The organism is Gottfriedia acidiceleris (assembly GCF_036421055.1).
In the GTDB taxonomy this organism is placed as follows: Bacteria; Bacillota; Bacilli; order Bacillales; family Bacillaceae_G; genus Gottfriedia; species Gottfriedia acidiceleris_C.
Window position 1 is genome coordinate 338231 of the sequence record NZ_JAZGQS010000003.1, and the last position, 14387, is coordinate 352617.

Genomic DNA, 14387 nt, shown 5'->3' on the forward strand with positions numbered 1-14387 from the left:
GCTTAGATTCCATCATGCTATTCGCACAATTTATTAGGATATTCTAATGAAGAATTAATTATAAAATATAGTATTTTATTACTATCTTATTGGAACTTTAGGAAAAATCTAATATAAAATAAGAAAACCATGAACAGGCAAGCTAGCTCATGGTTTTAGGTTTATTATTAATTTACACCTACAGAAGAATACGCATCCATTACTGCTTTCGTTTGAGCAGAAGGTGCACCAGTAGTTTTATTATCTGGATATAGATCACGAGCTGCTTGTACTGCTGCTTCACGCATTTCTTTAAATCCAGAAGAAGCAGTTAAGTATTTCGTTAAAGCACGGTAGTAAATTTTTTCTGCAACTGTTACACCGACTCCTTTAATAGTGTAACCTTCATTTGTACCACCTTGTGAAATTAAGTATGCAGCCTTGTTGTTAATTCCACTGTTAATATGAACTCCACCATTGTCTTCAGTACCTAAATATCTTTCAGCATAAGTATCTGGGTAGTAACCAGATGGCATATATTTTGTGCTTACACGTACAGAACCTGGATCTTTTAATGAACGAAGACCTCCGTCACCTGGTTTAGTTGGAGTGTATACGTCTTCACCCATTTCCCACTCGTTTTCCTTAGTTGAATAAATTTCAACGAATGTTCCAAAAATGTCTGCTAGAGACTCATTAATAGCCCCTGATTCGTTTTTATATGTTAAATTAACACCAGACTTTTCAATAACTCCGTGAGTCATTTCATGTCCAGTAACGTCTAATCCTCCAGCTAGTGAACCTAGTACGATTCCGTCGCCATCTCCGTATAACATTTGTTTACCGTTCCATGCAGCATTATTCCATTTTGATCCAATGTGAACCGAACTAATTAAAGTCATGCCTTTATCATCCAGACTGTTACGCTTCTGAACAGTTTGATAATATTTGTTTACTTTATCAGAGTTCAAATGTGCTGATACCCCTGCAGGATCATAGAAGAAATTAGTTGAACTAGTAGTTGAAATCTCAAATCCAGTAAAGCCTAAAAGTCCTGATAATAAAATAAATGCAGTTTCAGGCATACGATGAGCATCAAAAGTTGCTAATGGTACAATATTTGGTGCTGTTGTAGTACCACCCGCAATTGATGCACCATACATATAGCTAGTACCAGTTGTCGCATCTTTTCCTACTGGGAAAGATTGCATTTTACCAAACACGTCTAAACCTCTTCCAACCGCAACTGTAAGATTTGCTGGATCTACTAAGTTATCAATTGCATCGTAGCTATCAATTATTTCTCCATTAGTAGCATCTACAAAATAATGAAAGTAACCCGGTGCTGGAACAGATGTTGAGGCCTTAACTAAGTATGCTAAATAGTACTTACCACCATGAGGATAAATGGTTAATTCAGTATCAATTCCATCATATCGATTAACTTCACCCAGTTGTTCTTCAACCTTTGACTTTGCAATATTAACCGCTTCGTCCTTAGAAATTGATGCTTCAGTTGGAATAATTGCACGTGATAATCTTTGAGTTACATTACCGAAAGATGCATATACATTGTTATTTTCATCAAGTGCTACAGTTTGTCCTGATCCGAAGATTGGAATTCCTTTATATTGTTCAACAGTTCTTACATGGTAAGTATTTGTCTCATTATCAGCTTGTTCACTTACAATCTTGAATTGTTCCCATACAGAACCTGATCTTGCTAGACCATCTACTTTTGAATTAAGAAAGGCTTTTACAACCTCTTCCTTACTTAAAGCTTGATTAACAGTTTCTGCACTTGCTTTTACATTTACAAATGAAGGTAAAGTTAATCCGCCCCCAAATGCTACAGTTAATGCCATTACTGCTGGAATTGCTTTTCTGCTCATTCTTTTCTCTTTTTTCATTCTCAAAACTTTCACCCCTTATTAATTTGTGTTACGATTGCAATTTTCATTATTGAGAAAATTCCAAATTAAATCAATATGTCAAACCCGGGTTCTTTTTGAGCTGTCTTTTAAGCCTTTTAACCTGATAACTTCAATTTACGACAAAATACTACCTAAAATTCACCCAAAAATAACCCGGTTTCAATTTTCTGACAACTGAGCAATAATGAATTTCAACAGGGCTTTTGCAAAGGAGTGAAAAATTTGAAACAACCAATGAAAAAAGTCTACATAATAGTAAGTTTATGTTCGATTCAATTTTACTTAGCAATGCAAACAGTTGGTCAAACCGAGGCAACATTTTCTAGCCAAGCTTCATCAGAACAAGTCGTTTCTGCAGCAATTGTGTTTCCTAAAACAATTCAACAACTAACAACAGCTGCAAAAGAACATTCAACAAGAGCTAATCAATTATATGGTTCGATTATGGAAGTAACACTAACTGGTAATGAACCTGATTTGTCCAATTTACTTACGAATGTGCTTAATGAGGAACATGAATTAAATAGTGAATTACAGAGTTTACATACCATTCAAGACCAAATGAACACTTATCATAATCAAATTCATAAACTTCCAGAAACTGAACAAAGTAGTTATGAATTTATGAGAAAGGGCTACCAAGCTCTTAACCAACTAATTCTTCAAGTAAATGAAACAATTAATCTACAAAAAATAGAAAATATTAAATCTACAATTCAAACCGAGCTAAATAGAAGTAAGGTGAAGAATCATAACGATATTATTGAACCTAAAAAAGATACAGAATCAAATATAAGTCAAAGTTCTGATACAGATCCAACTCTGAGCCAGGATTCTAATAGTTCAGATACAGTTCCAACCCAAAATGAAAATACTAATAATTCTGCAAATACAACTCAAAACGAATAGGTGATCTCTCATGTTGAAGAAAATTTTATCAATTGTAGGTAATATTTTTAAAAGTATTTCTATTGTCATCTTGTGCTTCTTAGCTTTTATTGTGATTTCTTCTAGATTTACAGGTGGTGATTCTACCATTTTAGGCTATCAATTAAAAGCTGTTTTATCTGGATCAATGGAACCTACCTTTCATACGGGCTCAATAATTGCCGTTAAGCTAGGTGCAAATCCTTCAACTTATCAGAAAGGTGAAATCGTTACCTTTCACATGGACAATAAGCTGATCACTCACAGAATAGCGGCTGTTCATAAGAAAAATGGTGAAATTTCATATAAAACAAAGGGTGATAACAATAACGCCCAAGATTTATGGACTGTGTATCCCCAGAATATCGTAGGAAAGTATTCGAATTTCACGATTCCATATGTTGGTTATGCATTAAATTTTGTAAGCTCTAAAGCTGGTTCTGCACTATTGTTAATAGTTCCAGGTCTTCTTCTAACTCTTTCAGCAATACGTAATTTATTCCAACTAAGAAAAGAGTTTGAACAAAAAACTGCAGGATGAAATTGGTTAGATCTCTTAAGTACAAAATAAAAGCTTAAGAGTTTAATAAATAAACCTTAAGGGGGAAATAAAATGAGTTTTACTAAGAGAATTGGACAAGTTGTAATGAGTGGAGCAGTTGGATTATCGTTAATTAGTGGAGGTACATTTGCGTATTTCAGCGATACAATTAAAACTGATAATACGTTTGCAACTGGTACTGTAGACTTAGGTATGAATCCTAATGCTGTTGTAAACATTAGCAATTTAAAACCTGGTGATGAAGTATATCGTGAATTTACGTTAGAAAACAATGGGACTTTAGATATTAGTAAAGTTCTATTAAACACTAAATATCAAGTTGAAGACGTAAAAAATGATAACACTGAAGACTTAGCAAAGAATATTAAAGTAACAATCATGTACAACACTAGCAGTGCAACAAATGAAATTGTTGAGACTACATTATATGACTTAAAAAATCAAACACCAGATCTAACAGAAATTCAAGGATTTGTTGGAGGTACGAAGGTTCCAGATGGCATTCCTACAGGTCAAAAGGAAAAGATTTTCGTATTATTCGAGTTTGTTGATAATGGACAAGATCAAAATGAATTCCAAGGAGACAAGCTAAAAGTCGACTGGACATTTAACGCTCAAACTGGCGGAAGTACATACCATGACGATACTGATCCAAATAGTAACTAATAAAAAAAGCCACCTATGATTAGGTGGCTTTAAATTTTACTATTTAGCTAAGTAAATACCTATTAATAATATCCTCATTTATTCACTATTGACATCTCAATCTCCATTTTACTTTATTTACTCTTCTGTATGGAGTTGCCTCTCTAATTGGGCATGCTGTAGCGAATTTTATTCTTAATTTGTCTACTAAAACTTATTTTAAATGTTTACTCTATAGGTTACTTTTTAATCTTTATCAACAATTCCACTTTTAACAAATTCATATACTAAATCTAATCCATAAAAAAATACACCTTTTAGGTAATATAGGTTAAACTATACGACTTTAAAGGTGTTTTTAATATATATAATAAATAAGGGGGTTTTAAAATAAAATTAGTCCAATTTTTTTACTTATTAGTTAATCCCTACAGAAGAATATGCATCCATCACTGCCTTTGTTTGTGCAGATGGTACTCCAGCTTTGTCTGGATACATGCTTTTAGATGACTGGATCATTGCTTCACGCATTTCTTTAAAGTTAGAAGAAGGTGTTAAGTAAAGTGTCAAAGCTTTATATAAAATTTGTTGTAAAGTTGCATTTCCTAGTCCTTTAATCGTGTATCCATTATTCGTACCGCCCTTTGCAATTAAATAAGCAGCCTTGTTGTTAATTCCACTATTAATATGAACCCCACCATTGTCTAGGTCACCTAAGTATCTTTCGTCATAGGTATCAGGATAGTAACCAGAAGGCATATAGGTTGTACTAACACGTTTACTACCTGGATCGCTTAGAGAGCGAAGTCCACCATCTCCTGGTTTCGTTGGTGTATAGATGGTTTCTCCCATTTCCCATTTCGGATCTGTTGTAGCAATAGTTTGATATTCTAGATAATCTTGAGCTAACTGACCAAAGATATCAGCTATTGATTCATTAAGTGCTCCTGATTCCCCTTTATACGTTAAATTCGCTGAATTTGAAATAACTCCGTGAGTCATTTCATGTCCTGTTACATCTAGTCCTCCAGCTAATGAACCTAAGACAATCCCATCACCATCACCATATAACATTTGCTTTCCATTCCAAGCAGCATTATTCCACTTTGAACCAACGTGTACTGTACTTGTTAATGACCCACCTTTTCCATCTAAACTATTACGTTTCACGGATAATTGATAATACTTATTAATTTTATCAGCGTTTACATGTGCAGAAACTGCGGCTGGGTCATAAAAGAAGTTGGTTGAATTAGTTGTTTGTACTTCAAAACCAGTGAATCCCAGTAGTCCTGAAAGAAGGATAAAAGCTGTTTCAGGCATACGATGAGCATCATATGTATTCAAAAGAACAGTATTAATTGTGCTAGTAGATGATCCATATACGGAAGCACCGTGTAAATAACTTGTACCAGTTTGAAGATCTTTCACCGCAGAAAATGATTGCATCTTTCCATTTACATCCAGTCCTCTACCTGATACTGGAGTTACCTCTGGTAAAGCATAATCAATTGCATTAAAGCTATCAACAATTTGTCCATTTGTTGCATCTACAAAATAGTGGAAGTATCCAGGTGCTGGAACGGAAGTTGATGCTTTTACTAAATACGTTAAATAGTATTTACCTTTATATGGATAAAGCGTTAATTCTGTATCAATTCCATCGTATCGGTTAACTTCACCAATTTGCTCTTCTACTTTTGATTTGGCAATATCAACCGCTTCATCCTCCGAAATGGATGCTTCAGTTGGAATAATTGAACGACTTAAACTTTTTGTTACATTCCCAAATGAAGCAATTACGTTATTATTTTCATCCAATGCTACTGTCTGACCTGAAGCATAGATTGGAATGCCTTTGTACTGTTCTACAGTTTTAAAATGATAAGTATTTGTTAAACTATCTGTTTGTTCACTAATGATTTTAAATTGGTCATATGGTGTTACGGACTTAGTTAAACTACTTTCTAGTTTTGAATTCAGGTACGCTTTTACAACTTCTTCTTTACTTAGAGCTTGATCAATTGTTGCTGCACTTGCTTTTACATTTACAAATGAAGGTAAAGTTGTTACTCCTCCAAATGCCATTGTAAGAGCCATTACCGCTGGAATTGCATTCTTTCTCATTCTTTTTGCTTGTTTCTTTTTCAAAACGCTCACCCCTTGTTTGTTTTTAACGCAACTACATTTTTAATTATTCAGAAAATTTGGTTTTAAATCAATACATCGAGGTCGGGTTCTTTCTTGCAAGTATTTACCTGGAATTTTGCCTTATAACGTTTAATTTCGATAAAATTTGCATGATATTTTACTAAAAATAACCCGGTTTAAATTTTCTGATAATTAAGTAATAATAAATTCTGACAGGTCTTTTTGCGAAGGAGTTCTTGATAATGAAAACACCATTGAACAGTTCTTACTCTGAGTTAAAAAAATCTGTATGATCTCTTGAGTACTAATATCAAAGCTTAAGAGTTTAATAACTTAATCTTAAGGGGGAATTTGGAATGAGTTTTACTAAGAGAATTGGTCAAGTCGTAATGAGTGGCGCAGTCGGATTATCATTAATTAGTGGTGGTACCTTTGCGTACTTCAGCGATACAGTTAAAACTGATAATACGTTTGCAACTGGTACTGTAGACTTAGGTATGAATCCTAATGCTGTTGTAAACATTAGCAATTTAAAACCTGGTGATGAAGTATATCGTGAATTTACGTTAGAAAACAATGGGACTTTAGACATTAATAAAGTTCTATTAAACACTAAATATCAAGTTGAAGACGTAAAAAATAATAACTCCGAAGATTTAGCAAAAAATATTAAAGTAACCATTATGTACAACACTAGCAGTGCTACAAATGAGATCGTTGAAACAACTTTATATGACTTACAAAATCAAACACCAGATTTAACAGAAATTCAAGGGTTTGTTGGCAGTATGAAGGTTCCAGATGGCATTCCAGCAGGTCAAAAGGAAAAGATATTCGTATTATTTGAGTTCATAGATAATGGACAAGATCAAAATGAATTCCAAGGTGATAAGTTAAAAGTTGATTGGACATTTAATGCTCAAACTGGCGGAAGTACATACTATGACGACACTGATCCTAACAATAACTAATACATAACAGATAAGAGGCTATCCCGAATGCCCTGATTGATTAAAAGCGTCAAATCAAAAACGCAAAAATGCTGTTAAATCAACATTCTTGCGTTTTGTCTTTTATAATTTGAAGGCTAAATTCAACCTTTTTAGACAGTTTCTTTTACCTTCCCTTAAACACCACATTTGCAGCTTGTCAATTAAATCGGTGTAAGTCAAAGGTTACAAAGATTGCTGAAGTAATAGTACACGGATAATCTATTAAGCAATCCTCTACAATAATGGGAAAAGATTATTAAAATGAAAGTTTGAAGTGAATCTATTAATGATTACTTACAAATCAAATCTTGCTTTTATTAATTTAGCTACTTCCTCCGCACTCATATTTGTATTATTTATTTTTAGATAATTTTCCTTCTGAATTTCCCCTTCTATCGAATTTAATCTAAATTTTTCCATTGTCTTCAATAAATTATCTTCAGACCATTCAATATCTCTTTTTGTTGGCTTATGTTCTAATCTATGCGGAGTTTTATTTCGTATCAGTCTCTCATCTAGTTCTGCTTCTAGTTCAACGAAATAGGTTTTCGCACCTTTTGACTCAAATTTGCTACAAACTTCCTCCACATACTCCCAATCAGATTTATGATCCAGAGCCCACACATATGTAAAAATAATTCCATATAAGTTACTTTTTGACACCTCTTCAAATATTTCATTTCGAAATAAATTAACTAATCTACTCCCTTCCTTTGTTCCATAATCAAAAAACTTACTAACCAAATCGATTGTCATGTGATTATGAAACAATTTTAAATCGGTTATTTTTTCTAGTTCATGTCCTACAGTCATTTTCCCCACAGCTTGAGGTCCAAATAATAATACAAACTTCATAGATTTCTCTCCCAAATAGTTTAATTTTTTTAGGCGCCCACACGTATAACTGAATTTTCCGATAAGTATATCACACTTGAAAATATTTAACTCAATCATAAACCCCAACATTCTAAAAAAAACAGAACTATCTGAATGAATTGCATAAGAAATATTAAAAAAGCAGAAACAAAGAAAAGGTAAATATTCTACGTATATTATCTGTTTACTAAAAATTTACGAAGTTATTAAAAAATTTTTTATTACATTTGGGAACTATTGTGTTAAAATCAGCATATAATTTAAAAAACTTTCCCTAGGGAAAAACTATTTGATGTGTACAATAAAACAGGTGGTGGGAAACATGTCACAAGAATCACAAGAAAAAGTCATATATAAAGAAGCTGGATGGAGACAGGAACATACACAACCTAGTTTGCAAGAGGTTCATCGTTCATTATCTGTTCCAAAGAAAGCCAGTAATTTCCGTAAATTTCTTGCATTTGCTGGCCCAGGTTATTTAGTTGCAGTTGGATATATGGACCCTGGAAATTGGGCAACTTCAATAGCAGGTGGATCTGCTTTTAATTACACTTTATTATCAGTTATTTTAATTTCTAATCTTATGGCCATCATTTTACAATCATTAGCAGCTAAATTAGGTATCGTTACAGGTAGAGATTTAGCACAGGCATGTCGAGACCACTTTAGTAAACCTGTATCATTTATACTTTGGGTGCTTTGTGAAGCCGCAATTGCCGCATGTGACTTAGCAGAATTAATAGGGTCAGCCATCGCTTTAAATCTATTATTTGGGATTCCGTTGTTTTATGGCATTTGTTTAACAACTTTAGATATATTACTTGTTTTACTTTTACAAAATAAAGGCTTTAGGTATATCGAGGCCTTTGTCATTTCATTGATTATATTGATAACAGGTAGTTTTGTTTTTGAGTTGATTATATCTCAACCTGATGTAAAAGCTGTATTTGGTGGATTTATTCCAAGTTCTCAAGTTATTACAGATCCAAAAATGCTTTATATTTCTTTAGGAATTTTAGGGGCAACTGTTATGCCTCATAACTTATATCTTCACTCTTCAATCGTTCAAACTAGAAAATTTGAAGTATCTGATGCTGGTAAAAAAGAAGCAATTAAGTTTGCAACAATTGACTCAACAGTCGCATTAATGATTGCATTGTTTGTAAACGCAGCGATCTTAATATTAGCTGCTTCAACTTTCTACAAATCGGGACATACAAGTGTTGCATCAATTGAGGATGCATTCCAGCTTCTTACTCCATTACTCGGAACGACTTTAGCAAGTACATTTTTCGGATTGGCATTATTGGCTTCAGGTCAGAATTCAACTCTAACAGGTACTCTAGCTGGGCAAATTGTAATGGAAGGCTTTTTAAATATTAAGCTAAAACCTTGGATAAGAAGAATGATTACTCGTTTAATTGCCGTTACACCAGCTCTGATCGTCACTTATTTTTATGGAGCAAAAGGAACTGCAGATTTATTAATACTAAGTCAGGTAATCTTATCTTTACAGTTATCTTTCGCGGTTATACCACTAGTTATGTTCACTAGTGATGCAAAGAAAATGGGTAAATTTGTTAATAAAACTTGGCTCAAGTCAGTAGCTTGGACGATTGCTTCAGTTATTGCAGTATTAAATGTATATTTACTTTGGGCAACATTCTTTAAATAATGGCTCTGTTAAAGTAAATTGTTGATTTTCCAACAAAAATTAAGACCACAAAAAAAATTGTGGTCTTTGCTTTTTTTTATACAACTAAAGCATGCATTAGTTGAATATCATTTCAATAATTCATTGTATATTCCCCATCAGATCTTATAGCTTTTAAAGGGGTAGCCTCAGGAAAATGCTGCTTTACACCGTTAAGAAAATTTAATGTGAAAAAGCCAGATTCCATAGCCATTGGAATCCGGTTTTCATGACGATTTTTAATAAAACTCGTTATTCAACTATCGCGTGTTCGTTAGCTTAAAGTACTTCCGCGATTTGAGTAAACGAAACAAACGAAGTCATTATTTACTTTTATTTAAAGGAACGACCAATTCTAATTCCTTTATTTCTTCACTAAATCCTTCACTATTTGTATGACTTGGCTTGAGTGTAAATGATTTTGGTATCGTATCCGTTGGCGGCAAAGTCAGTACCCTATATGGCCATAGTTCCCCACCATGCCTGCTTGTAGTTTCAGTTGATAATATACATGACCATTATCATCGACTACCACCTTTAACTTGCCCTTATAGCCAAATAAATCTTCTCCATGGACAGCAATCTCAATTTTATCGCCATATTCATTATAATTAGAGAAGGTATATTGATGATGTTCAATTATTGTTTTCGAGTTTAAGTCATCTTGTCCTGTTGAACCCATCGCTGGTTTAACTGGTTGTCCATTAATTGTGATATAATTAAAGCCGACAATTTCTTCTTTCATCGAAAGTTCTTTTTCTCCTGTGTAAACTACTGTTACGATTAACCGGCTGCCATCATAAGCTGCTTCTTTTACAGTCATTGTTAAGCCGTTTTTACTATCTTGTTTATCAATTACTGTCGTAATCGGTTGCAAAATAATTAAATGCATTAAAATTGTTATACATTATCTTTTTCCATTTCCTTTAGCCTACGATAAAATACCGCCTGACTGATTCCTGTAATTCATTTCTTCATATTAATTTTTATTGATTGATCCTTCCAGTTGTACAATAAAAAAACTGCCGTAGCAGCCTTTCTTGTTATGCAACTAAAGCGCTCGTTAGTTCATTAAGAAAAGGGATTCTTATTCTTATTAAAAAACGACTTCCATACGGAAGATAAACTAATTATGTAGCTCTCCTTTCAGTAGAGTTACACAGTCCCCAATTAACTCGACTTTTTCTCCTTTTATCTTTAGTTTCATTTCACCCCCGCGCTCTGAATCTTGATATGCTATAAATTCTTTTTTATTTAAGATATCACTCCAATATGATGCTAATGCGCAGTGTGCTGAACCAGTTACGTAGTCTTCATTAATTCCTATCTTAGGTGCAAAATACCTTGATACAAAGTCGTACTTATCTGTTCCACGACTAGTAATAATTATTCCCGGACCCTCTAGTTCTCTTATTGCTGCCAAATTAGGCGTTACGTTATGAACGATATCCTGATTATCCAATTCTAAAATGTATCGATCTTCTGCCCAAGCAGCAGCTTTAATAGGAAAGTCAATTGCACTTATTAACTTCTCAGTCACTTCAATCTGAGTTGTTTCTTTTAGATTAAATCTTATAATTATTTGCTTATCTAACAACTCAGTTCGAAGGAGTCCTGATTGAGTATAAAAATTAATTGTCGACTCTGATGAAATAAAACCCTCACTCCACAGAATATGAGCAGCTCCTAATGTACCATGACCGCATAAATCAATCTCTTCAGTGGGTGTAAACCATCTAAGTTGATAGCTATTTGCATCTTTTATTGTAATAAAAGTTGTAATAGGTTGATTGAATTCTTTTGCTAAACCTTTCATCCACTCTTCTGTTCTTTTCTCTCTCAATAAAACTATTACTGCAGGATTTCCCTTGAATTCTTCTTTAGAAAAAGCATTAATAAAATAAAATTCGCTATTCATATATGCACCCACCCCTAAATCCTAATTTTCTTTACTTTCTATTACAGTTTTTATGCAACTATCCTGCCATTTACTTTAATAAAAAAAATTGCAATTAAGCAGTTTTTGATCTTCACCTAATCCAGTCGTTAGTTGCATTAAATTAATTCATAAACCGTTCTTGAAGAGATTGGACTGTCTTAGAATCAAGTTTGTATACTTTTCCACCTAAAGCAGTTACTAAATTTTGATTGTAGTTCACACTGTATTCCACTTTTTTACCCGCATCATTGATAAACCAAAGAGTTAAATCAGTCGTTGGGCTTTCATTTTGTCCAGAGTACACCTTTTTGGGTCAAATCCTTTTTCAATTTCTTTTACTTGTTCACTGTTTTCTTTTGAGGTATAAACAATTGTGTTAACGGATGTAACGGCAACAATAGCAACAGTTTGACTAGCTTTACTTTCTGTTTTCAAGTTCATTGAACAACCGAATAAAAGAAGTGTACAAGTACATATCATTAAAATTTTCTTTATATAAATCTACTTTTTTAATTATTTCTTAATTTATATTTTTCAGAGATAATACAGCAAACTTTTATTAACCTAAAAATGAACCATTTAAAAGATATTTCTCAATTGAATGAAGAAAATGAACTACTATTTCGTTTGAATAAAAAAAATCGACTAATCAGCCGATCTTGTTGTTCAACTACAGCACCGCGGTGGTTGATTAGATTGTTTTAAAAAATTATTTGACTATTTTGCTTAATAAATTGAGAAATCTTATGATATTCATTTAATACTCTTTTTCTTCCACCATCTGTTAAGTACCAAGTCTCTTTATTTATACTACGATTGTCTTCCAATGGTAGTACGTCTAATATCATGTCTTCTTTTGCAAATGCTGAAGCGATTAATAAGAAACGATACATGAAGAACGTTTTCCCTATCAACAATATGTTTTTTTCATTTGTTAATTGAAGCATTGCATTTTTTATGACATCATTAGCAGATTCAGCTTCACCTCTTATTGGGTAAATAATATTTTCAGGAATCCCTAAATCAACTAATATGTCATTATGGAATATATATTCATCCTCTTTTAGAAAATCGTTAAAAACACTTGGTATCATGATCTTTTTAAAAGACTCTTCTTTATATAAATTTATAATATGTTCATTTAACTCTGGAAAATGCCCTGGATGATATAAAACAACATCTGCATTTTTAAATAAATTCTTTCTTTCAATAAATGTATACTCACCTAATAAGTTCGCAAATTGAATGTTCAAAATAGTACCTCTTTATATGTCAAATAATAGTAATTTACAATCATTTGTTATTATTCGACACGAAGGATTTAATACCTTTTTATGTAACTATACTGCCATTTAGTGACATAAAAAAATCGACTAATCAGCCGACTTTGTTGTTCAACTATTGCACTGCGTTAGTTTAACAAGGATAGAGTTATATATGGAAGTTTAAATCCCTATATGATAAATTTTATGACTATGTTTGTCTACTTCACAAATGAGTGTAATTAATGAATCCAATTGATTAAGAACGTCATCTTGATTAAAAGTATTTTTCTCATACTCTCCATCTTCTTCATCAGCTTCAACGAACATACCTGTTAACGTTATTAATTTTGGAGCACATGCAAATATCCTTCTCCATCCAAGAAGAACTTTTTTTAAAACTGTTATAGAGTTATCATCTAAAATGGTAATACCATAATAATCTAGACCCATTTCATTAAAACGTCTTGTAAAAGGTGTGCTTTTAGTTGGTACCCAATTTATTGTATCAGCCATATACAGAATAAGATCATCGTTTATTTTAACATGAGCTACTGCGAACTCTTTAATAGAATCCATGTAACCCATTAAATCATTTTTTAAGGTTACATCTTTTGGTACTAAATAAAAATCATGAATTAATGCCATTAAATTTAAAACTCCTTATTTCTTATTCCAATAAAATGTTATTACATAATAAAAAGGCTGTTTACCTATTCTAAGGAAGATAGAAAAAATGAAGAAAAACTAAGCAGCGTTCTTTTTTCGTATATTGTAAAATTTATTCCCATTTGGATATTACGAATAATGTTTTTTTTATTGGTACTATGTTAATTATTTTTGCAATTATAGGAAGGATGTAGGCAATTTTATTATGCAACAAACTGTTGCATTAGTTGAAGATCCTTAAGGCTGATTTTTAGTTGAATTACAACTCGTTTTCTTCAACCAACTCAAGAAAAGAATCTTGTAAATCTCCATTTAATAATTCTTCTTCTCCATTAATCTTCATTTCAATTTCAAAATCGTCATCGGATATAGAAACTACACCATCTAATATTCCAAAAACGGTAGATACAGTATCTACTTGAATTTGTTCAATAATCTTAAAGAGCATCTTTTTATTATCTTCTGTAAGTTCTTCAAAGAATTTTAGTGCATCCTTCCAATAATTATCTGTAACATCTTTAGTTTCAGTATTAACAAATAAATCCTCGTATTCTGAAAGACCATCCTTAACTACTGATTGATAAATGTTTTTAACGAACTCTTCATTGTTCATATTCTTGCTCCTTTATTAAACCTTGTCTTCTAAATTTTATAACATTTTACCTTTTTTAACTAAAGAAATTAGACAAATCTTATACAACTACCCTGCCATTTAGCCACCCATGCAGCGCAAGCGTTGCACCACAGCGAATGAAAAT

15 protein-coding genes are annotated in these 14387 nt (G+C 32.5%); 5 read left to right on the plus strand and 10 right to left on the minus strand.

Annotation, left to right across the window (positions count from 1 at the left end):
- Positions 1-167: 167 nt before the first annotated feature.
- Complete coding sequence (locus tag RAH41_RS06475; RefSeq protein ID WP_419471574.1) at positions 168-1871, minus strand: M4 family metallopeptidase; 1704 nt, start codon at positions 1869-1871, stop codon at positions 168-170.
- A gap of 264 nt (positions 1872-2135) precedes the next feature.
- On the opposite strand from RAH41_RS06475, the gene RAH41_RS06480 reads away from it, so the two are divergent.
- From RAH41_RS06480 to RAH41_RS06490, 3 genes are all read left to right on the plus strand, one after another.
- Positions 2136-2822, plus strand: coding sequence for a DUF4047 domain-containing protein (locus RAH41_RS06480; RefSeq protein ID WP_331221366.1), 687 nt, complete (start codon positions 2136-2138; stop codon positions 2820-2822).
- Positions 2823-2832: 10 nt separating this feature from the next.
- Positions 2833-3381 carry a signal peptidase I SipW gene (gene sipW / locus RAH41_RS06485; protein ID WP_331221367.1) on the plus strand — a complete coding sequence of 183 codons (549 nt, stop codon included), beginning with the start codon at positions 2833-2835 and terminating at the stop codon, positions 3379-3381.
- Between the two features lie 72 nt (positions 3382-3453).
- Positions 3454-4068, plus strand: a complete 615-nt coding sequence (locus RAH41_RS06490; protein WP_331221368.1) for a TasA family protein — start codon at positions 3454-3456, stop codon at positions 4066-4068.
- Between the two features lie 396 nt (positions 4069-4464).
- On the opposite strand, the gene RAH41_RS06495 is transcribed toward RAH41_RS06490, so the two are convergent.
- Positions 4465-6198 (minus strand): M4 family metallopeptidase, encoded by a 1734-nt coding sequence (locus RAH41_RS06495; protein ID WP_331221369.1) that lies wholly within the window; start codon positions 6196-6198, stop codon positions 4465-4467.
- Between the two features lie 356 nt (positions 6199-6554).
- Between RAH41_RS06495 and RAH41_RS06500 the strand changes: the two genes are divergently transcribed.
- Positions 6555-7169 (plus strand): TasA family protein, encoded by a 615-nt coding sequence (locus RAH41_RS06500; protein WP_331221370.1) that lies wholly within the window; start codon positions 6555-6557, stop codon positions 7167-7169.
- A gap of 315 nt (positions 7170-7484) precedes the next feature.
- On the opposite strand, the gene RAH41_RS06505 is transcribed toward RAH41_RS06500, so the two are convergent.
- Complete coding sequence (locus RAH41_RS06505; RefSeq protein ID WP_331221371.1) at positions 7485-8045, minus strand: AAA family ATPase; 561 nt, start codon at positions 8043-8045, stop codon at positions 7485-7487.
- A gap of 343 nt (positions 8046-8388) precedes the next feature.
- Here RAH41_RS06505 and RAH41_RS06510 point away from each other — a divergent pair, with 343 nt between their 5' ends.
- Positions 8389-9741, plus strand: coding sequence for an Nramp family divalent metal transporter (locus tag RAH41_RS06510; RefSeq protein ID WP_331221372.1), 1353 nt, complete (start codon positions 8389-8391; stop codon positions 9739-9741).
- 341 nt (positions 9742-10082) lie between these two features.
- Here RAH41_RS06510 and RAH41_RS06515 read toward each other — a convergent pair whose 3' ends face one another.
- The 7 genes from RAH41_RS06515 to RAH41_RS06545 all read right to left on the minus strand — a co-directional run bounded on the left by RAH41_RS06515 (position 10083) and on the right by RAH41_RS06545 (position 14242).
- Complete coding sequence (locus tag RAH41_RS06515; RefSeq protein WP_331221374.1) at positions 10083-10205, minus strand: hypothetical protein; 123 nt, start codon at positions 10203-10205, stop codon at positions 10083-10085.
- A gap of 2 nt (positions 10206-10207) precedes the next feature.
- The gene (locus tag RAH41_RS06520; protein ID WP_331221375.1) at positions 10208-10651 is read right to left on the minus strand and encodes a DUF4179 domain-containing protein; all 444 of its coding nucleotides are present in this window, start codon (positions 10649-10651) and stop codon (positions 10208-10210) included.
- Between the two features lie 234 nt (positions 10652-10885).
- Positions 10886-11677, minus strand: coding sequence for a PhzF family phenazine biosynthesis protein (locus RAH41_RS06525; protein WP_331221377.1), 792 nt, complete (start codon positions 11675-11677; stop codon positions 10886-10888).
- Positions 11678-11819: 142 nt separating this feature from the next.
- Positions 11820-12002: a hypothetical protein gene (locus tag RAH41_RS06530; protein WP_331221379.1), complete on the minus strand. Its 183-nt coding sequence runs from the start codon at positions 12000-12002 to the stop codon at positions 11820-11822.
- Between the two features lie 397 nt (positions 12003-12399).
- Complete coding sequence (locus tag RAH41_RS06535) at positions 12400-12951, minus strand: hypothetical protein (protein WP_331221380.1); 552 nt, start codon at positions 12949-12951, stop codon at positions 12400-12402.
- Between the two features lie 192 nt (positions 12952-13143).
- Complete coding sequence (locus RAH41_RS06540; protein ID WP_331221381.1) at positions 13144-13608, minus strand: hypothetical protein; 465 nt, start codon at positions 13606-13608, stop codon at positions 13144-13146.
- A 280-nt stretch (positions 13609-13888) separates the two neighbouring features.
- Positions 13889-14242, minus strand: a complete 354-nt coding sequence (locus RAH41_RS06545; protein ID WP_331221382.1) for a transposase — start codon at positions 14240-14242, stop codon at positions 13889-13891.
- Positions 14243-14387 lie beyond the last annotated feature (145 nt).

Bases quoted from the DNA above. Each gene is read 5' to 3' on its own strand.
- RAH41_RS06500 (WP_331221370.1), top strand. From the start codon at position 6,555: ATGAGTTTTACTAAGAGAATTGGTCAAGTCGTAATGAGTGGCGCAGTC.
- RAH41_RS06525 (WP_331221377.1), bottom strand. From the start codon at position 11,677: ATGAATAGCGAATTTTATTTTATTAATGCTTTTTCTAAAGAAGAATTC.
- sipW (WP_331221367.1), top strand. From the start codon at position 2,833: ATGTTGAAGAAAATTTTATCAATTGTAGGTAATATTTTTAAAAGTATT.
- RAH41_RS06520 (WP_331221375.1), bottom strand. From the start codon at position 10,651: ATGCATTTAATTATTTTGCAACCGATTACGACAGTAATTGATAAACAA.
- RAH41_RS06475 (WP_419471574.1), bottom strand. From the start codon at position 1,871: ATGAGCAGAAAAGCAATTCCAGCAGTAATGGCATTAACTGTAGCATTT.
- RAH41_RS06545 (WP_331221382.1), bottom strand. From the start codon at position 14,242: ATGAACAATGAAGAGTTCGTTAAAAACATTTATCAATCAGTAGTTAAG.
- RAH41_RS06505 (WP_331221371.1), bottom strand. From the start codon at position 8,045: ATGAAGTTTGTATTATTATTTGGACCTCAAGCTGTGGGGAAAATGACT.
- RAH41_RS06540 (WP_331221381.1), bottom strand. From the start codon at position 13,608: ATGGCATTAATTCATGATTTTTATTTAGTACCAAAAGATGTAACCTTA.
- RAH41_RS06510 (WP_331221372.1), top strand. From the start codon at position 8,389: ATGTCACAAGAATCACAAGAAAAAGTCATATATAAAGAAGCTGGATGG.
- RAH41_RS06490 (WP_331221368.1), top strand. From the start codon at position 3,454: ATGAGTTTTACTAAGAGAATTGGACAAGTTGTAATGAGTGGAGCAGTT.